The sequence below is a fragment of the Pantoea sp. PGP6 genome, from assembly GCF_053474785.1.
Window position 1 is genome coordinate 2080861 of sequence record NZ_JBQBMA010000001.1, and the last position, 17467, is coordinate 2098327.

Annotated in this window: 27 protein-coding genes; 7 read left to right on the forward strand and 20 right to left on the reverse strand. The window is 51.9% G+C overall.

Going from position 1 to position 17467, the window contains the following annotated elements; all coding sequences use genetic code 11:
• Window positions 1-44 precede the first annotated feature (44 nt).
• Entirely contained in the window at window positions 45-269 is a 225-nt protein-coding gene (cor, locus tag ACLIBF_RS09940; RefSeq protein ID WP_448309648.1) for a phage exclusion lipoprotein Cor, read from the forward strand.
• A gap of 62 nt (window positions 270-331) precedes the next feature.
• Complete coding sequence (locus ACLIBF_RS09945) at window positions 332-1510, forward strand: phage tail fiber protein (protein ID WP_448309650.1); 1179 nt, start codon at window positions 332-334, stop codon at window positions 1508-1510.
• Window positions 1511-1887: 377 nt separating this feature from the next.
• On the opposite strand, the gene ACLIBF_RS09950 is transcribed toward ACLIBF_RS09945, so the two are convergent.
• Complete coding sequence (locus ACLIBF_RS09950) at window positions 1888-2856, reverse strand: P63C domain-containing protein (protein ID WP_448309651.1); 969 nt, start codon at window positions 2854-2856, stop codon at window positions 1888-1890.
• Window positions 2857-3048: 192 nt separating this feature from the next.
• Here ACLIBF_RS09950 and ACLIBF_RS09955 point away from each other — a divergent pair, with 192 nt between their 5' ends.
• The 3 genes from ACLIBF_RS09955 to ACLIBF_RS09965 all read left to right on the forward strand — a co-directional run bounded on the left by ACLIBF_RS09955 (window position 3049) and on the right by ACLIBF_RS09965 (window position 4673).
• Window positions 3049-3288 carry a DNA polymerase V gene (locus tag ACLIBF_RS09955; RefSeq protein WP_354474158.1) on the forward strand — a complete coding sequence of 80 codons (240 nt, stop codon included), beginning with the start codon at window positions 3049-3051 and terminating at the stop codon, window positions 3286-3288.
• A 2-nt stretch (window positions 3289-3290) separates the two neighbouring features.
• Window positions 3291-3614: a LexA family protein gene (locus ACLIBF_RS09960; RefSeq protein WP_448309652.1), complete on the forward strand. Its 324-nt coding sequence runs from the start codon at window positions 3291-3293 to the stop codon at window positions 3612-3614.
• A 162-nt stretch (window positions 3615-3776) separates the two neighbouring features.
• Window positions 3777-4673, forward strand: coding sequence for a LysR family transcriptional regulator (locus ACLIBF_RS09965; RefSeq protein WP_046288294.1), 897 nt, complete (start codon window positions 3777-3779; stop codon window positions 4671-4673).
• 5 nt (window positions 4674-4678) lie between these two features.
• On the opposite strand, the gene ACLIBF_RS09970 is transcribed toward ACLIBF_RS09965, so the two are convergent.
• The 5 genes from ACLIBF_RS09970 to sapC all read right to left on the reverse strand — a co-directional run bounded on the left by ACLIBF_RS09970 (window position 4679) and on the right by sapC (window position 9631).
• Entirely contained in the window at window positions 4679-5791 is a 1113-nt protein-coding gene (locus tag ACLIBF_RS09970) for a CMD domain-containing protein (protein ID WP_069729874.1), read from the reverse strand.
• 217 nt (window positions 5792-6008) lie between these two features.
• Window positions 6009-6797: an enoyl-ACP reductase FabI gene (gene fabI, locus ACLIBF_RS09975; protein WP_031377776.1), complete on the reverse strand. Its 789-nt coding sequence runs from the start codon at window positions 6795-6797 to the stop codon at window positions 6009-6011.
• A 142-nt stretch (window positions 6798-6939) separates the two neighbouring features.
• Window positions 6940-7743, reverse strand: coding sequence for a putrescine export ABC transporter ATP-binding protein SapF (gene sapF / locus ACLIBF_RS09980; protein WP_031377775.1), 804 nt, complete (start codon window positions 7741-7743; stop codon window positions 6940-6942).
• 1 nt (window position 7744) lies between these two features.
• Entirely contained in the window at window positions 7745-8740 is a 996-nt protein-coding gene (gene sapD, locus ACLIBF_RS09985; protein WP_031377774.1) for a putrescine export ABC transporter ATP-binding protein SapD, read from the reverse strand.
• Entirely contained in the window at window positions 8741-9631 is an 891-nt protein-coding gene (gene sapC / locus ACLIBF_RS09990; protein ID WP_031377773.1) for a putrescine export ABC transporter permease SapC, read from the reverse strand.
• A gap of 175 nt (window positions 9632-9806) precedes the next feature.
• Here sapC and ACLIBF_RS09995 point away from each other — a divergent pair, with 175 nt between their 5' ends.
• The gene (locus ACLIBF_RS09995) at window positions 9807-10994 is read left to right on the forward strand and encodes a tyrosine-type recombinase/integrase (RefSeq protein ID WP_448310388.1); all 1188 of its coding nucleotides are present in this window, start codon (window positions 9807-9809) and stop codon (window positions 10992-10994) included.
• Between the two features lie 185 nt (window positions 10995-11179).
• Here the strand turns inward: ACLIBF_RS09995 and ACLIBF_RS10000 are convergent, their stop codons facing one another.
• The 14 genes from ACLIBF_RS10000 to ACLIBF_RS10065 all read right to left on the reverse strand — a co-directional run bounded on the left by ACLIBF_RS10000 (window position 11180) and on the right by ACLIBF_RS10065 (window position 17078).
• Window positions 11180-11524: a phage protein NinX family protein gene (locus ACLIBF_RS10000; RefSeq protein WP_448309655.1), complete on the reverse strand. Its 345-nt coding sequence runs from the start codon at window positions 11522-11524 to the stop codon at window positions 11180-11182.
• Window positions 11521-12048: a hypothetical protein gene (locus tag ACLIBF_RS10005; RefSeq protein ID WP_448309657.1), complete on the reverse strand. Its 528-nt coding sequence runs from the start codon at window positions 12046-12048 to the stop codon at window positions 11521-11523. The genes ACLIBF_RS10000 and ACLIBF_RS10005 overlap by 4 nt, the downstream gene beginning before the upstream one ends.
• Window positions 12048-12290, reverse strand: a complete 243-nt coding sequence (locus tag ACLIBF_RS10010) for a hypothetical protein (RefSeq protein WP_448309659.1) — start codon at window positions 12288-12290, stop codon at window positions 12048-12050. Before ACLIBF_RS10010 ends, ACLIBF_RS10005 begins: the two co-directional genes overlap by 1 nt.
• The gene (locus ACLIBF_RS10015; protein WP_448309660.1) at window positions 12277-12612 is read right to left on the reverse strand and encodes a hypothetical protein; all 336 of its coding nucleotides are present in this window, start codon (window positions 12610-12612) and stop codon (window positions 12277-12279) included. Before ACLIBF_RS10015 ends, ACLIBF_RS10010 begins: the two co-directional genes overlap by 14 nt.
• Window positions 12609-12830: a hypothetical protein gene (locus ACLIBF_RS10020; RefSeq protein ID WP_448309662.1), complete on the reverse strand. Its 222-nt coding sequence runs from the start codon at window positions 12828-12830 to the stop codon at window positions 12609-12611. Before ACLIBF_RS10020 ends, ACLIBF_RS10015 begins: the two co-directional genes overlap by 4 nt.
• On the reverse strand, window positions 12827-12952 hold the full coding sequence (locus ACLIBF_RS10025) for a sodium:solute symporter (protein ID WP_089561462.1): 126 nt from the start codon (window positions 12950-12952) through the stop codon (window positions 12827-12829). Before ACLIBF_RS10025 ends, ACLIBF_RS10020 begins: the two co-directional genes overlap by 4 nt.
• Window positions 12936-13523 (reverse strand): hypothetical protein, encoded by a 588-nt coding sequence (locus ACLIBF_RS10030; protein WP_448309663.1) that lies wholly within the window; start codon window positions 13521-13523, stop codon window positions 12936-12938. The genes ACLIBF_RS10025 and ACLIBF_RS10030 overlap by 17 nt, the downstream gene beginning before the upstream one ends.
• Window positions 13523-14284: an ORF6N domain-containing protein gene (locus ACLIBF_RS10035; RefSeq protein WP_448309664.1), complete on the reverse strand. Its 762-nt coding sequence runs from the start codon at window positions 14282-14284 to the stop codon at window positions 13523-13525. Before ACLIBF_RS10035 ends, ACLIBF_RS10030 begins: the two co-directional genes overlap by 1 nt.
• An 11-nt stretch (window positions 14285-14295) precedes the next feature.
• Window positions 14296-14679, reverse strand: a complete 384-nt coding sequence (locus tag ACLIBF_RS10040) for a hypothetical protein (RefSeq protein ID WP_448309666.1) — start codon at window positions 14677-14679, stop codon at window positions 14296-14298.
• A 5-nt stretch (window positions 14680-14684) separates the two neighbouring features.
• Entirely contained in the window at window positions 14685-14906 is a 222-nt protein-coding gene (locus ACLIBF_RS10045; RefSeq protein ID WP_448309668.1) for a ParE family toxin-like protein, read from the reverse strand.
• Entirely contained in the window at window positions 14903-15247 is a 345-nt protein-coding gene (locus tag ACLIBF_RS10050) for a hypothetical protein (RefSeq protein ID WP_279809692.1), read from the reverse strand. The genes ACLIBF_RS10045 and ACLIBF_RS10050 overlap by 4 nt, the downstream gene beginning before the upstream one ends.
• A complete protein-coding gene (locus ACLIBF_RS10055; RefSeq protein WP_448309669.1) occupies window positions 15231-15452 on the reverse strand; it encodes a hypothetical protein in 222 nt (73 codons plus the stop codon). The genes ACLIBF_RS10050 and ACLIBF_RS10055 overlap by 17 nt, the downstream gene beginning before the upstream one ends.
• Window positions 15453-15561: 109 nt before the next feature.
• The gene (locus ACLIBF_RS10060; protein ID WP_279809690.1) at window positions 15562-15819 is read right to left on the reverse strand and encodes a hypothetical protein; all 258 of its coding nucleotides are present in this window, start codon (window positions 15817-15819) and stop codon (window positions 15562-15564) included.
• A 569-nt stretch (window positions 15820-16388) separates the two neighbouring features.
• A complete protein-coding gene (locus tag ACLIBF_RS10065) occupies window positions 16389-17078 on the reverse strand; it encodes an XRE family transcriptional regulator (RefSeq protein WP_279809689.1) in 690 nt (229 codons plus the stop codon).
• A 111-nt stretch (window positions 17079-17189) separates the two neighbouring features.
• Between ACLIBF_RS10065 and ACLIBF_RS10070 the strand changes: the two genes are divergently transcribed.
• Window positions 17190-17420 (forward strand): helix-turn-helix domain-containing protein, encoded by a 231-nt coding sequence (locus tag ACLIBF_RS10070; protein WP_279809688.1) that lies wholly within the window; start codon window positions 17190-17192, stop codon window positions 17418-17420.
• Window positions 17421-17467: the final 47 nt, after the last annotated feature.

Sequence of the window (17467 nt, forward strand, 5' to 3'; positions counted from 1 at the left end):
TTATGGCGCAGGTATAAGGGAATGAAACAGACAAGGACGATGAAATGAAAAGTAAACTCTTAGTGGTAGTTGTAATGTTGCTCGCAGGATGCCAGACGCTACCTCCTGTAAAATGCTCTGCAACCGCCAGAATCGGCGGGCAGGATGTGGCGGTGCCTATCTATGGTGTTAAGACAGTAGCAGGCCAGACTAAATATTACGCGGGAAATCCTTTTGGATGGAAGTGGGTTTCTAAATCAAACTTCACCCATAGCACCTGCGAAAAATAGTAAATAACTCAAATCAATGAACCCGGCCACCGCGCCGGGTTTTTTATTGCCCGGAGAAATCTATGCCAGCAGGCACTATTGCACTAACTAACAACTCAACCGCTGTTACCGGCTCAGGCACTAATTTTTCCTCTGAGCTGAAGGCTAACGATTTCCTGGTAGCCATTGTGGGCGGCGTGACTTACACACTTGGCGTGCAGTCAGTTAACTCAGCGACCAGCGTGACACTGACTACGGCATATAACGGCCCGACAACGTCAGGGCTGGCATGGACGGCTGTTCCTAATGCGGCACTGGTTGGGATTACTGCTCAGGTAGCAGCTGATGTTGCCAAAGCCATTCGCGGACTTAATCTCGATAAGGCGAACTGGCAAAAGATTTATAGCAATGATCCGTCCGTTACCGTGACCCTGCCAGGCATGAGTAGTTTCACGGGTCCAAGTTGGGGTTATTTAGCTGGGCAGGTTAATGGTAAACTATCAACAGACTCAGCAACGCTACGTAAACTCTTTACTTCTGCCTTCGTAAATCCCGGAGATAATTGGGCTTACCCAGGCGTAGCCACATATAATAACAATTTGTGGGGAAGCCCTAGCCAGTGGGGAACAGTTCTTACGCTATCAAATCAGGATGTAAGCGGGAATGGGGCTGAAGGGCGTTGGTATAGCTATATTCAAATTGATACATTGGGTAATTTCACAATTGCTGCAAACATCAATAATACATTCTTTGGAGCTTACCGCGTCTGGACTACGAAAAACACTACGGTGGACGGATCTGGTTTTATTAAGCGCGCATCACCAATTGTGCGTCTGACGGCAAGCGTAGAAATTATGAGTGATGAATTTACTGACAATTTCAATATTGCTGGCAGCGGCGCGGTCAATGAAGAGGCTGAGGGAGTTATAGTCGAAAAACTTGGTGAAGGTAATTATCGCATTTCTGGCTCCGATGGCCTTGCAAAAGACGGGTGGCAGATAGAGGTTCCAAAAGACATCAATGGTAACCGGTTGTGCTTCGTTGAGGTCACCGAGGGGCTAACCGGCATTCTGATTAAAGTATTCAAGCCAAAACTTGACCTTGAGACGGGAGGCATTGTTGCCGGTGAGAAGTATGATATTCCAGATGGGCGCTGGGTTGATGTACGGTTAGAGATGCCCTCAACATCAATTTACAACGTCAGACATCAGAAAGCTGCCAGTCAAATACAAGCTTCTCAGTCAGGAGAGGTAAAGCCCTAAAAAAACCCGGCGACGGAGCAGAGCGGACCGCTCCTATCTCAGCAGGCTGCGCGGTGGGTAATTTGAGATTAGTCATCACAGAAACGGCGGGCAAAAAAATACCCGCCCCCCAATGAACAGGGCGGGTACAAAGTGAGGTGAAGCGCTAGAGCGCGCATGGGTGCTCTGTTGTTATCGGCCTCTCTACAGTGCACACAAGAAGGGAGTGGGGTGGATTTCCCTTCTTGCGTCAGATTGGCAGAACTATCCGTTTCCACCTATCTTCAGAAAGTCTATTGATAATGAATTCAACAACAAGCGTAAGCGGTAAGTTTTTTTGGTGTAGTGCTGCTGAACGTGTGACACAAAAAACCCGGCGCGGTGGCCGGGTAGGTGAATCAAATATCCGGCTTCATGCGGCCAAAAACTTTTTCAATCCCGGCCTCATACTCTTCTTTGTTGTCACTCATTGCCGCTACACCAAGAAGTTTGCCGATGTGCTGACGTAAAGCCTTAACGCCGATTTCAGAAAGAAACAGGTGTAGCTTATCTGATTGCTTTCCATTCTCATCTCGACTGGCGCGTATCTGTTCCAGTATCTTGCCTTTGCTCTTAGCTAAAGGGACGTAAATTTGCATATTAGTCAATTGACCGAAGCGGATAGGCCTGCCTTTTTCAGGTCGATTAAGTCCATATAAGCGGTACCACTCCTCATAAAGTTCGTCCGGAAATTCTTTTTCATACTGCCTGGCCTCCTCTCGGACAAACGCCTTAAATGCGTCAATTACTTCCTGAACTTCTGGGCGATACCCTGCAATGGCATATGCCAAGCCTTTAAGTCCCGACTTCATTGAAGCACTAGCTAAGGCCTGCGCCTGCTTGGCCGCTTCAATACGTGTTTTTGGCAACGCTCCAGCCATGTTTGCTTGGATAAGTGCGTTAGCTATATCACCAATTACAGTAATATCGTACCCTTGGGCGCCGGTGAAACCTAAAGTTGCCCCATCGGGCTTCCATTGAAATATAAAGGGTTTTGCCATTTTAGACATCAAAATTGGATCAACGTAAGGGGCCATATATTGGGCGCTTAAAAGACGATCAACCTCCTTACTGTGAACGCCAAGCCCAAGAAGTTTTCCAAGGCCAGCCTTAGATACTACGACTGTTTTATCGACATCATCGAGAACGTAACATTCTGTATCAATCCCAAATTCCTTAACAAAACTTCCCTTATGAGTTGCCTTATAACCCCATCTTGCAGCAGCACCTTTTTTCGCCTGTTCGCTGCGTTGTTTTGAAGTCAAGGATTTGGCGCGAGCGACGCCTCCCTTCGATTTTCCTTTTGGCTCTTTCTTATTATCTGACATATGCAAGCACCTTTGCTGTTGTGTATGCTTGCATATTAGACAATTTAGCGCGTGAAATGCAAGCACGATTTATTTGTTGTGCTTGCAATAAAAGTGACATTTACAAATCTGTGAGCCGCTCCGCCTTGATCAAAACCACCGATCGACATTACTGTTTATCCATACAGTATTTATCAATGGAGGATTCTCATCATGGCGCGTACCGACGACATTCTTTTTGCATTCACTCAGTCCATTAAGATGGAGGAGAGCGGCCGGCGAACCATAACTACGCGTGACTTCGTTGCCGCGCTTGAGCGCTTCAACTGGCACATGTCACTGCGTGAAGCTAATCAGTGGATCGAGAATTACACCCATAATTTTCGTGATATTTCCACTGAAGAGGGCGAGGCCCGCACCTTCCAGATGTTCAACCCGAACGGGGGGATTTGACCATGGGCTTTCCATCTCCCGCGCAGGACCACATTGAGCAGCGTCTTAACCTGAACAGCATCCTGATGCCGAACCCGGCCAATATGATGCGCATTGAGACGCCGGAAGGATTCGTGCTGGTAGACCGCTCTGCCCGGATGAGGCCAGGAGACACCGTGGCATATCAACTTGAGGATTATCCGCAGATTGGGAAATTGTTCCCCAGCGGCATAATCACTCAGGATGGCGAGACGATCGACGGTCAGGGGTTGGATGGGGTAGTGGTGCTGGGAAAGGTCACGGCCGAAGTTCTGGCTGTGTATGAGCCATACCGGCCGACTATCTGATGAGACATGTTTCCAGCTGTTTGAAGCGTGGCTATATTAGGCATAAGATGTTCCCAGTCCGGGCGATAAAAACATAGCGAAATTTTATTTAGTACAGCAACTAGTACATAAAAATAGATTCATGAAAAATGAAGCCACCTAAGTCATTGATGGTAAAAGAATATCGACATCAAACAATTAATTTACCTGTGTAATCTCGAACGCGAACGCCATTTTGGCCGGGCCGCCGAAGCCAGTTTTGTCACCCAGCCGACCCTTTCGATGCGCCTGAAAAATCTGGAGCGTGAACTGGGCCTGTCGCTGATTAATCGCAGCAATAACTTTGCCGGTTTTACGCCGGAAGGCGATCGGGTACTGGCCTGGGCGCGGGAAATCGTCTCGGTTTACCAGGGATTGAAGCTGGAAGTGGAGTCGCTGAAACATGGGGTCAATGGCACCCTGCGAGTCGGGGTGGTGCCACAGTGCAGCGTGGCGTTGCCGCTGTTGCTAAAGGCGGTGCAGGCGCGTTATCCGCAGCTTGATTACCGGATCGCGGTGCTGAGCGCCGACCAGCTGCTGGAAGCGCTTAACAGCCACACCGTGGATGTAGGCATTGGCTTTTTTGAGATGGCTACGCTGCGCGAACTCCATTTTCAGACGGCAATGCTGGCCGATCGTGGGGTTGAGGCGATCTTCCATCCCGATCATTTTCCCGATCTGATCTCTGGTGAGCCGCTCACGCTCAGTGAACTGGCGCAGCAGCCGCTCTGTCTGGCCGAACAGACGCGTTACTTTCGCCGCTATCTCGACATGGCGTTTCGCGAAGCGTCGCTGGTACCGCGGGTGATTGTCGAAAGTGCCTCGGTGATGCAGCTGATGCAGTGCGCGCAGGTTGGGCTGGGATTGCTGGTTTCACCGGTCGGCCATTTGCTGCCTGCTTCCCTGCAGGGATTACAGCAGCGGCCGATTACGCTGCCGCCGATGGCGCGCGAAGCGGCGCTGGTGATCGCCGAACCGGGACGCGCAACCCCTCTGGCGCAGCACTTTTTCGACGAAGCGCGCGGCCAGTTACCGGTTTAAGTCGCTTACTGCGCCTCGCCCAACGCATAACAGAGACGGCTGTTCCAGTTACCGATCGCCACCGACTGAATCAGATCAAACAGGGCATCGGCTGACCAGCCAGCCTCCGCCAGCGGTTGCAGATGCGCGGCGCTGAACCGCTCCGGCGCACGAGTCAGCTGGGCAGCCAGGGCGATAATTTGCCGCTGAATCTCAGGCGCTTCCGCCTCATCCACGCCCGCTATTAACGCGTCGACGCCTGACAGTTGCTGGAAAGCCCAGCGACTGCCGAGGATACGCGCAGCGGTCGCTTCGGCCAGCGGCTGACCAGCAGACAGCTGCTGACGCAGCATTACCCAGCCATACAATACCGGGGCATCATGCGCCAGCAACCACACCGCATCCTGCATGCCGGCCAGCGCCTGACTGCGGGTCACCGCTGCCAGCTGTTCGGCACTGGCGTAGCGCAACTCCAGCGGTTTCAGCGCCGGACGCCAGACGGTTGGTTTGCCAAAGCCCGCCGCATCCGCATCCGGCGGCGGCGTGGTGCCGGGCAGCCAGCGTACCGGCTGGGCCTGCAGCGCCTGCAGTCCGGCGACTACCCGCGCCTGATAGCTGACAAAGCCGATCAGCTGATTGAGCGTCACGATGTCCGGCTCGGTCAGCCCCACCGCATCAAGCGCGGTAATCGCACTGGCGGTAATCAGCTCAGGCTGCATCGCCAGCTGACGGGCATACTGGGTAATCTGAGTCAGACGGTTATTACTTTCCCGAGACGAATCTGGCCCCGGCAGGGGATTGAGGCGCGCCGAATAGTGATTACACAGGCGCTGAACGCCTGCCACTTGCGCGACGGTCAGGGCGGTACTCAGGCGATCGTAAAGGGTCAGCGTGTGGGTCAGCGACGTCACGACGCGGTCAGGGAACAGCAGCTGCGCCAGATCGCGCGCCGCCAGCAAGGCGGGCTGATTAGCACGTAACAGTGACGGCAGCGTCAGCTGATCGCTGACACATCCCAGCAGAAAACGGTCGTCGATATCGGCGGCTTCAGGGACCAGCGGAGCGGCCTGCGAAGTACGTGGACTGGTCTGGCTCTCGTAAAACCAGTGGTTATGGCCCGGATAGCGGCGTTGTTCCATGATCAATCCTTTTGCAAAATTCTGGTTCGGCATGCAGGCGGCAGAATCTGAAAAAATGCATAAACCGAAGGGCAGACGTATCGTCGCCGAAGGCCAGGCCTGGGCAAAAGAATGATCGGTGATAATTAATAGCGTTACGGTATAACGACAGGAAAATCAGGCAGGAAGGGGCGAGAGGCAGTAAAGAAGAGGGCGAGTCAGACTCGCCCTTGAGAACTTATTTCAGTTCCAGTTCATTCATTGCGGCGATGCTGAAGCCGCCATCAACGTGAACGATTTCACCGGTGATGCCGCCCGCCAGATCGGAGCAAAGGAAGGCGGCTGAGTTGCCGACATCTTCAATGGTCACGGTACGACGAATCGGGGTAACCGCTTCGCAGTGTGCCAGCATCTTACGGAAGTCTTTAATGCCTGATGCCGCCAGCGTACGGATTGGACCGGCAGAAACGGCGTTCACACGGACGCCTTCCGGACCCATCGCATTGGCCATATAACGCACGTTAGCTTCCAGCGATGCTTTCGCCAGACCCATCACGTTATAGTTCGGGATCGCGCGCTCAGCACCCAGGTAAGAGAGGGTCAGCAGCGCAGAGTGTGGATTCAGCATCGCACGGCACTCTTTGGCCATCGCAACGAAGCTGTAGGCACTGATGTCATGCGCGATTTTGAAGCCTTCGCGGGTTACGGCATTCACGTAATCACCATCCAGCTGGTCGCCAGGGGCGAAACCGATGGAGTGAACGAAACCGTCAAATTTCGGCCAGGTTTTTGCCAGTTCAGTGAACAGGGATTTGATGCTCTCATCTTCGGCCACGTCACATGGCAGAACGATCTCTGAACCCAAATCTTTAGCAAACTCTTCCACACGACCTTTTAATTTGTCGTTCTGGTAGGTGAAAGCCAGTTCTGCGCCCTGTTTGTGCATCGCCTGTGCAATACCGTAGGCGATGGAAAGTTTACTGGCAACGCCAGTAATCAGAATGCGCTTACCGGAAAGAAAACCCATAGCTGTAATCCTTATGGTCATTGTAGTTGGCGGCCGCATTGTTTAAAAAGTAGGCGGCCGACGTTAATCGACGTGCGGATTCTAGCACGTCTGTCAGAGATCAGGTAAATCAGCCCGCAATTTCCGGGATATGCAGCAATAATCAGTGCTCACGCCGCCAGGCTTCGGCGGTTAACGCCTCACCAAAGTGGCTGCTGATCAGCCGTCGGGTCAGATCATGCAGCGGGGAGGCCAGCACATCGGCGGTGCCGCCACGCTCCACCACTTCACCCTGATGCATCACCAGCACCTGATCGCTGATGTGCTTCATCATGCCAAGATGCTGGGTAACATAAATGTAGGCGATGCCGTGTTTCTCCTGCAGCTCGAGCATCAGATTAACCAGCTGGGAGCGCATGGTCATGTCGAGCGAGGCCAGCGCCTCATCTGCCACAATCACTTTCGGTTGCAGGATCAGCGCACGCGCCAGACCAAGGCGCTGTTTCTGACCGGGGGCCAGCATATGCGGATAATAGCCAGCGTGATCGCGTAACAGCCCGACCTGACGCAGCGTGGCGATAATGCGTTTTTCGCGCGCCTCTGCCGTCAGATCGGTATTGAGCCGCAGCGGAAAATCGAGGATCTGACTGACCCGCTGACGCGGATTAAGCGAGGTCGAAGGGTCCTGAAAAATCATCCGGATGCGCTGACTGCGATAGCCGTAATCGCCAAAGCTAAGCGGATGATCGTCAATCAGGATCTCACCTTCGGTCGGCGCGACCATGCCGCTGAGCATTTTTGCCAGCGTTGACTTGCCGGAGCCGTTTTCGCCAATAATCGCCAGCGTTTGCCGTTCGCGCAGGGTAAAGCTGACCGATTTTACCGCTTCAACGTGCTGACGACGAAACAGTCCGGTGCGATAGCGGAAGGTTTTACTCAGGTTGCGCACTTCCAGCAGGGTTTCCATCTTACTGGCTCTCCATGTTCAGCGGGAAATGGCAGGCATACAGGTGCGACTTGCCGCCCGCCAGCCGTGGCGTTTCGACGCATTTGCGCTGCGCATAGGGACAGCGTGGTCCCAGCCGGCAGCCGATCGGCAAACTCTCCAGCGACGGGATCGCGCCTGACAGCGTGTTCAGCCGGCTTTTATGCGGCAGAGCGCGGCCAAAATCGGGCATGGCGCGGATCAGCGCCTGAGTATAAGGGTGATGCGGCGTGCTCATCAGATCGTCACTCTGGGCGGTCTCTACCGTCTGTCCGCAGTACATCACGTTAATCCGATTGGCCCATTGGCTCATGGTACGCAGGTCGTGACTGATCAGCAGAATCGTGGTGTTGTTATTCTGGTTGAGACGACTCAGCAGACGGAAAATCTGCGCCTGAGTGGTAGGTTCCATGGCGTTGGTCGGCTCATCGGCAATCAGCAGGCGCGGCTGATTCGCCAGCGCGATGGCGATCATCACTTTCTGGCATTCACCTTCAGTCAGCTCATAAGGAAAGCTGCGCATGATATCTTTGTGATCTTTGATGCCGACGCGATGCAGCAGTTCAATGGCACGGGTTTTGCGCCAGAACCAGAAGCGCTTCAGCCACGGGCCTTTATAGGTCCAGCGCGGGATCGCCTGCATCAGCTGACGGCCAATACTTTCTGACGGATCGAGACAGGACTGCGGCTCCTGAAAAATCATCGAGACGTTATGGCCGATAATGCGGCGGCGCTCGCGTGGTGACAGGCGCAGCAGATCGACATCATCAAAAACCATCCGGTCGGCGGTCACGCGCCAGTTATCTTTGGTCACGCCGCAAATCGCTTTTGCCACCAGGCTTTTGCCTGAACCTGACTCACCCACCAGGCCGCGAACTTCACCTTCGCTCAGGGTCAGATTAACGCGATCGACCGCTTTGACCGGCCCGTCGGCAGTCATAAATTCAATGGTGAGATTACGAATATCAAGTAACGGCATCTATTCCACTCCCGCTTCGACGGCGCGACGGAGGCCGTCACCGAGCAGGTTAACAATTAATACGCTGACCATCAGCGCCACGCCAGGCAGCATTACCGTCCACGGCGCGACATAGATCAGTTCAAGCGAATCACCCAGCATTGCACCCCATTCCGGCGAGGGCAGCTGTGCGCCCAGGTCGAGAAAGCCCAGCGCGGCAATGTCCAGAATCGCCATTGACAGAGCGCGGGTAATCTCACTGATTAATAATGGCAGAACGTTGGGCAGGATGGCGTAGCGCAGGATATTGCGGCTGCTGGCACCGTCCAGCCGCGCCGCGACTACATACTCTTTTTCCAGCTCATCATGCACCGCGCTGTAAATTTCGCGCACCAGTCGCGGCATCAGTGCCAGCCAGACCGCCAGCAGCGCGTGTTCCAGCCGTGGCCCGAGAAACGCCACCACGATGATTGCCAGCAGCAGTGACGGAATCGAGAGCAGCGTATCCAGCACGTGGTTCATCACCGCCGATCGCACGCCGTGGGTCATGCCGGCCAGAATACCCAGTACCAGCGCCCAGAATGTGGCAAACAGCGTCACCAGGATCGCCGAACCGACCGTCGGGCCAGCACCGCTCAACAGGCGGCTCAGCACATCGCGGCCCAAATCGTCGGTGCCGAGGAAGAAAGAAACATCGCCATAGCGAGACCACGACGGCGGCAGTAGCTGATAGCCGAGGAACTGCTGATCAATGCCGTAAGGCGCCATCAGCCCGCCAAAAATGCACAGCAGCAGCAACGCGCCGAAGCCGTACAGACCGACCATCGCCGGGGTATCGCCATAAAAATGGTGCCAGCTCTGACGAAAGGCGCTCGGCAGGCGTTTCTCGGCGTAGATATTATCGGAGGGCATATGTATCCGCTTTAATGTGGTTTACTTTGTGCAACTTCGATTTAAAAAAACAATTCATATCAGGTGGTTATCTCGTATTTGTGCTTTATGATGCTTTACTATGATTTAATCTGGTTAGCTTTAATTTATGCACTTTGTGTACACTCTTGCGTATACGCCAAGGGGGATGTACACATTGCTTACAGATACCAAACTCAGGAAAGCGCTGGGAAAGCGCCGCGACAAAATAGAGATCATTTCTGACTCACACGGTCTCAATGTCAGACTGACCATCTCAGGGGGCGTGACATTTTTTTACCGGTATCGCTGGGAGGGTAAGCCCATCCAGCTAACTATAGGGGATTATCCGTCGATATCACTGTCGCAGGCAAGGGACCGGCGGCAGCAATTTAGGTTGTGGATTACTGAGGGGCTAGATCCTCGCCGGCAGGTAGCTCTGGACCGGTTAAAAAAAGTCGAGGCCATGACTGTAGAAGAGGCTTTTGATTACTGGGAGGAGCATTACTGCAAACCAGAGGGCCTGATTAAGATCCATAAAAACCGACAGAACTTCCAGAACCATGTTAAGCCGGTATTAGGTCAGATGATCGTGAATCACACGACGAAAAGCCACTGGCTCAGCCTGTTCGATGGCATGGGGAGGAGGGTCGTTACCGGCCAGATTCTCAGCCTGATGCAAAGGGCATTTCGCTTCTGTCACAACAGGGGCGTGATAGACGTCAACCCGCTGGTTGACCTGCGGCGATCGGATGTAGCAATAGCTGCAGCAATGAAAGACAGGGTCCTTTCTGATGATGAAATCCGGCTTGTCTGGAACACGCTGAATGAAATGCCGGTTCGCCAGCAAATCATCATGCGGTTCCTGATGATGACTGGTTGCCGTAGTAATGAGATCAGGGTGGCGAAATGGGATTGGTTCAACTTTAAGGAAAGCACATGGACCGTCCCATCAAGTGAATATAAAACCGGTAAAACTGTAAGAAGGGCGCTTCCAAAGCCGGCAGTACTAATGCTCCAGCAACACCAAAAGCAGTCCATAACGAAGCATGTAATTACTCGGTCCCGTTACAAATCACCCGAAGATGATAATCCACCGGCCCAGCCAAATATTGCTTTCTTCTCACAGCAAATAATCATGAAGACTGGGATGAAGGAATGGTCGCTACATGACCTGCGGAGAACTGTAGCAACGCGCCTTTCTGAACTCGGCGCGCCGCCACATGTGATTGAGAAACTGCTCGGGCATCAGATGGGAGGAGTCATGGCACGTTATAACCTTCATGACTACCTTGATGATCAACACATCTGGTTAGATGTCTGGGTCAGGCACCTGGAGAAGGTGATTGCGTGCCGGCTGGCATAATATTAACCTCCTCTTCCCATTTCAGCAGGTCCGCTCCTCGCCAGCGCTTAGGGCTTCCCCCGATCGTTGGCTTGGGGAAAGGGCGACTGAAGCATGCTGGCATTCTCTCTGGCGTACTCCAGAAGTAAAGTGTGCTGCGAGAAATCTTGTAACGCTTCAGAACGTCAGGTGTGAGCATGATTTCATCAGCTTGCATTGTTGCCCTCCTCAAAATCTCTAATCATCAGATACACGATCATTGCTGCTCTTAGCGGGTTTTTGTGACGGGCAGCCGCGCCGCTTTCGTGTCTCGCTTCCCACGTTGTTTTTGATGCCGGCGCAATAGCGATCCGGTTACGGACGGCTATCTGGAAGCCATCCTCAGCCTTGCTGACCGGAAAGAAGCCAAACTTGTGGCTGATGCTGCCGAAGCTCTGCGTGTACTGAGCACCCTTTGGATTGTGGGGGTGCACCTCCGCCTCGTACTTTGGATTTTCCAGCCTGCAGACCAGCACACTGATTTCACCATCTGTCATCTTGCTGTAGATCATTTTCCCACCTCCGGTGCTGCTGCCAACATGGCGAGGTAAACCAGGTAAGGTGCATCCGATGATATTTTGCTGTATTCGTGCGTTGAGCCATCTTCACAGCTATCGAAACCAGAATCGATACACTCCTCAAACTTGTCTTGCCCAGCCACTATCATCTCTTTTGTCGGCTCTGCCGGTACCATTTTCCAGTCTTCAGGCGCCAAGCCAGCGCCAGCAAGTGGGGTAACCTCGTACCCGTTTAACGCGGCTCTCCTTGCCACCGATCTATCTGGTGAGAAGCTGAACTCCCCGGTTTCAGGGCTGCTGATGCGCCACGCTGTTGCCACAGCATCATGCCGGTCCAGATGCGGCTCAGCTGCTTCTGCGCGCTGATTCCAGCCATTCTGTAGCTCGGACAGCGCAAATCTAAGCGCCATTCCAGCGCGGGAATATTCGGCCGAATCATCAATGCGGCTTTTGCAATAATCGATCAGCGTCACTCTTTGGGATTCGGTTAACTCTGGGACTTCATATTTCTCAGACATCACACCGCTCCTATCGCTTGCTGGACAATCTTGTAACCGCGCTTGCGTGGCTTCTTCTTCGGCTCAATCCTGACCGGAGCTACCTGTGTTGCCGGCGGCCGGGCGGGGCTAAGCCCGTTACGCATATAACGCTTCTGGTTCATCTGCCACACGATGCGCTGAGAGTGGTCGCACCCGTCATCGATTCTTACGCTGTCCTGAACCAGCGCGTCGTTAAGATCTGCCATTTCATGCTGCGTCATTGGTCACCACCTTCACGTATCCTGCCTCAAGAATCTCTATTGCAGCGCTGGCTGCCGTTGTTCCTTCTGGCATTACTGCTTCGCAAACAAATTCGTTCAATTCCTCTTTGAGAACATCTTCATAATCTTTTGGCCATACTTCCCATGGCATATCAGCTCCGTGGCAGCCACTGACTATCGCAAGTGTCAGCTCAACTTCCTCTTCAACTGAACGGGCAGGACGACGATAACCAGCAGCCCATACAGCATCGGTAACCTCGCTAGGGTCGACGCCTGCCGTTTTAATAACCTGTGCCAGTGCGAATACATTTTGCTGAGTCATTTCTCTGCCTCGCTGGTGGCCGCACGATACGCACGCAGCCCACGATTAACCGGCCCGCTGATTACTGTTTTACGGATGAAGATGCCTGACGTTCTGGCAACCACATCAGCGGAAAGAAGGGCAGCATCAACTGCCCGGGTGTGTTTGCGCAGCTCAAACAGGCTGCTGGTGATGGTCAGCGTTGCTACGGCACCGTGATCCTTAAATTCAAACTTCATCCAATCACCTCACGAAGCCAGACCAGCACGCCGATCCACGTATAGAACCCCGCTGTTAATCCCAGCCCCGCGAGGCTGGAAAAGAACAGGGTGAACATGACCAACTCAGCGACTTTCTTCATCGAATGCCTGCTCCAGCTTCTCAAAGGTGTCATCAGTCATCGGCATGATGATCAGCAGCAGATTGCCGTACATATAGCTGAGGGTTTTGTCGAAGATAATCTGGCACGGCTTTCCCTTTCCCCATGACCGGATCTGCACTGGTACGAAGCTGGCAAACCGCCCAAACATCAGGTGCGGCAGGGCGAGATATTTAGCCTGGAAAGTAGGGATCGTGTCGCATGGTTCCGGCTCGCCATCCAGCAGCTTTGACACGTCAGGGAAATCTACCTTGATGCATTCCACTTCGTTATGTCCTACCAGTGTTTCTTCTTCATCGACGTGTGAGGCGAACCACTGATTGTTGACCAGATGGAACAGAGTTCCTTCTGCTGAATCAGGGATTTCACCGCGGATGATGAACACGCCTTCAGTTCTGACGGTGCATCCATGCTCCATCGATACGTAGACATGACCGTTAGTGGCCTGAATGTGCGTGCTGGTGATGTTCACGCCCTGCAGGTAGCGGCGTTCTTCTTTCTGGTCAGCCACGCAGCACAGCGCGGCACGGAGCAGATCGGTATGAATGAACATTATTTAGCCTCCCAGCCGATGACCTGAAACAGCCCCATATTCGGATGAAACCATTTGGTGTTTCGCTGTTCCGCTTCGCTCATCATTCCGCGAAAAGTCGCCATGAAATCTGCCTCCAGAACGATTTTCATCGGGCGGGGTTGGCCTTCCGGTGTCATGATGGTGATCGTGTCGGTTGGAATGTCGTAGCTTTTAACCAGCGTCCGGCATTTGGCGTCAGTCATCCCGCATTTAACTCGCAGCACAGAGAATCCGGCCCAGCCAGCAGGAATTGAACCGCGCTTGATTTTCTCTACGGTCTCAGCAACCTCATCCACCTTACTTTCCACGTGGTTGATCCGGCGTTCCTGCTCGACATTGGCGAGCGCCATAGCAGCAATAATTTCATTCTGGGTTTTCGGCTGCATCTGAGCAGGGTGGAAATAGGCATTCTCCAGCTTGCCGAAAAAATCCCACGCTTCATCCGTGTCGACAATTTTTGACATGCGGGAAGCCCCACGCTCTGTATAAAACGCCATGCTCCTGACTTTGGATGAAATTTGTGCGTCAGGATTACTGACTCGCAAATCTGAGAGTTCCTCACCTGAAATGATGAAGTAGTGCTCACCTTCAACGAAGCGGTGTTTGTGTGCAGAAAGATTGGTGCGGATGTTTGTCGCTTCGGTACCGTAGCCCTCTGCAAGCGTTTCAGTTGAAACGACACGCTGACCGCGAAGGACTACTACCGGAAGCTGAGTATTATAAATGGTGACCGTTTTCATCGTTGCTTTCCTCAATAAGGTTTCTGGCTTAGCAGTTGAGCGATATTGCTGGTGGCGGCGTCATAGTTTTTCTGCCACTTTGCGATTTCACGGCGGCGGGCCATCAGTTTCTGAAGACGGCGATAGGTGCGGTGATGCGCATTCCAGTACTGCTCGGTCAGTTCACCCCGCTTGTGAACCATTGCGCCTAAACTCTCGTTCCATGCCTGGCGCGTTTCGCTATGCGTCGGAATTCCTGCTTTATCGAAGGTGCCGGTCACCATGAAATGCACCAAGTTATTGATCGCAGCACTTCGGCTCAGAAAGCGCCGGCGGCGTCCGTGACGTGTCACGATATAAACAGGGGCTTCAACCTGGCAGAAAGATTCTTCAGCACTGCTCAGAATTTTTGTCACTTGAATCATTTTCCATCCTTTGCGGCGTTGTACCGCTCATGCGTCATTAACTGCCAGTCTTTGCCGCCGTTCTGCGAAAGCAGACGCCAGCGCGGGTTAACCTTCAGGCTCAGATAGCCGGTGCCACGGATGCGGCAGGGATAGATTCGGCGCTTGCGGTACTGCGCCAGCTTTCGTGTTGCCTGGCCGATCACCCATTCAGGAGCGCGGAGCGCTGTCAGCGTCATTTCACACCCCGCCGATCAAATGCCTGTTCGACCAAGTTGGAAACCAGCTCCTCCATAAGCCCCTCACCGATGTGCGATAGCTTTCCGGATTTAATCTTCACGCAGTCGCCATAGGTCTCAGCTATTTCCCGGTCAGCAGCTGAGGCAGGTGTCACATTGCGCACTGCGGTTTCGAATAATTTAATAAGCGCCTTATTCAGGATTTCGGCATCCAGCTGCACGGTAGTGATTGAGCCGTCCGGTAATTTGGCGGTCGTCATCATCACGCCTGTTTTGGCGAATTTATTTGCAAGATAAATATTCACCAGGCGGGTGCGGTTAATTTCAACGAGGCTTGGCATGTTTTGTCTCCTCTTGATCTTGCCGGGCTTCTTCATTAATAAGAAAATTGCTGACCTTTGAAGCCATGTTATATGCAAGGCCAATTACTGGATCATTAACCTGTAATCCGTTCCCGGTACCACGCTCATATAAAACCTGCAGCAGAGATGCTAGTTGTTCAGTTAGTTCTGACGCTTCACAAATAATCAATTCATTCTTTCCCATCACTTCACCCCATATGCGGCTTTAAGGTAAAGAACAGCCAGGTGCCATTGGCCGCTGTCACGCATTAATATTGCTTGGCGAAATTTATTTTTATCGATTGATGGTGACATTATCGACCTGCCTTAATATTCGCTTCTGTGCGCTCAACCATGAATGTCAGCTCTTGGATGAGGGAAAAGAATCGTCCAGCAACCTTTAGGTCAGCCTTTGCCATTGGCTCATAGAGCAGCTCTGTGAACTCATTTTGTAGTTGCACGGCATACTCCCGCGCGGCTTTTGACGTGTCAGATGAACAGGAGATGCGCACGCCTGAGCCTTCTTTGCTGACGCTTGCTTTACGGTTTGATAAAACGATTACTTCACTCATAATTCACCTCTAAGTCAGTTCAGGCGTGGTTAACCCCAGCGTTATCGCTGCAATTAATCTATAAAATGGTTATGAATTTAATTTGGTAAGAATCTCTTCCAGTCTTTCTAAAGTTCTGCAAGCGTCACGGACGGATACGCCAATAATTGAGGTAAGATCTACCACTTCAGCGTTTCCGCAGTTTTTATATGCAAACTCTAAAGTTGATAGGGCGTCGCGTAACTCTGATACTCTATTATCAATACTGACTGACAATTCCGGGCTCATAAGACATCCCCTTAAAATTAACGCTATGTTTGTAATGAATGCGCTCAGGTGAAATTTTGTTACAGCATTCAGACTAAGTTGAAGCTCAAAGAAGCTGTTAGATGATGGCTCTAAATAATGATTTGATAATCTTCATTAGAATCTATCCTCTGCTTGCTATGTATTTTAAGCATACTCGGCACATAAATGTGTGTCAAATACATATTTGCTCGCTGAGCATATTTATAGCTTATTTTTATGTTTTACAAGCAAATTTAAGCCAAAAAAAAGAGCCCGAAGGCTCTTGTGAGGAGGGTATTATGTTAACCGTGGCGTCGGTATTGCTGGGACTGGCTTAGCATGACTCGCCCGGCCACATGAAGCATATCCATTTCTTCTTCAGATATAGTCCATTCGCGATAGCGCGGGTTGTCAGATATGACGATCAGCTCGCTTTTGACTTTCTGGAGGCGCTTAACGAACATGTCGCCGTTGTAGTCGAAGACGTAGATGCCATCACCATCAAAGCTGCTTACGGCGACATCAACGAAAATCAGGTCGCCTGCTTCAATGGTACCTTCCATGCTGTCACCACGAACGTTAATAAGCTTCACTGATGACTCCGGCCGGTTACCGAATATGACCCTCGCTTGATCGGGAACATATTCAATAGACCTTATGACTTCAACGACATCTCTCGATGGCGACCCATCTCCGGCGCTTGCTGAAACATCAAGAACATCAATCCTGTACACATCTTCCCTCCTAGTTTTCATCAATGAATTTATACTGTATGAATCAACAGTATCATCAATGTCTTTAGATGAGAAGAGTTCAGAAATATCAACCCTTAGCGCCTCTGCAATTTTCTTTAGGCTCGCATCGCTGTACCCCTGAAGGTTTCGCTCCAGGCGAGAAATATTTCCAGGGTCCATGCCTGTAAGGCGGGATAACTCAGGAATTGTCATTTTTTGAGATTTGCGCAGAGCGCGGATTTTGTCGCCGATTTTCATGATTTCTCTCCTCTGATTTGTATTTTATACAAATTTATGTGCGGAGTGCAATCATGCTTGCGGAATATGTTTATGCGTCATAATATGTGTGTCAAACATATGGAGGTATAAATGATGCTTACACCACTGCGTAAAGCTCGCATCAAAGCAAACCTGACCATTCTGCAAGTTTGCACAGCGGTTGAATGTGATCCCGGAAATCTGAGTCGCATGGAGAGGGGATTGCAAAAGCCCACCCCCCTAATGGCAGAGCGCTTGGCGAAGCTTTTCCCGGGCGAAGTAGATGAGTTGATGATTTTGTATCCAGAGCGTTACTTAAATTCAAAATCGAATGCAACCTAGCCCCAGCACAGTAAATACAGCAGGCACAGACCATGCAAATTAATAAC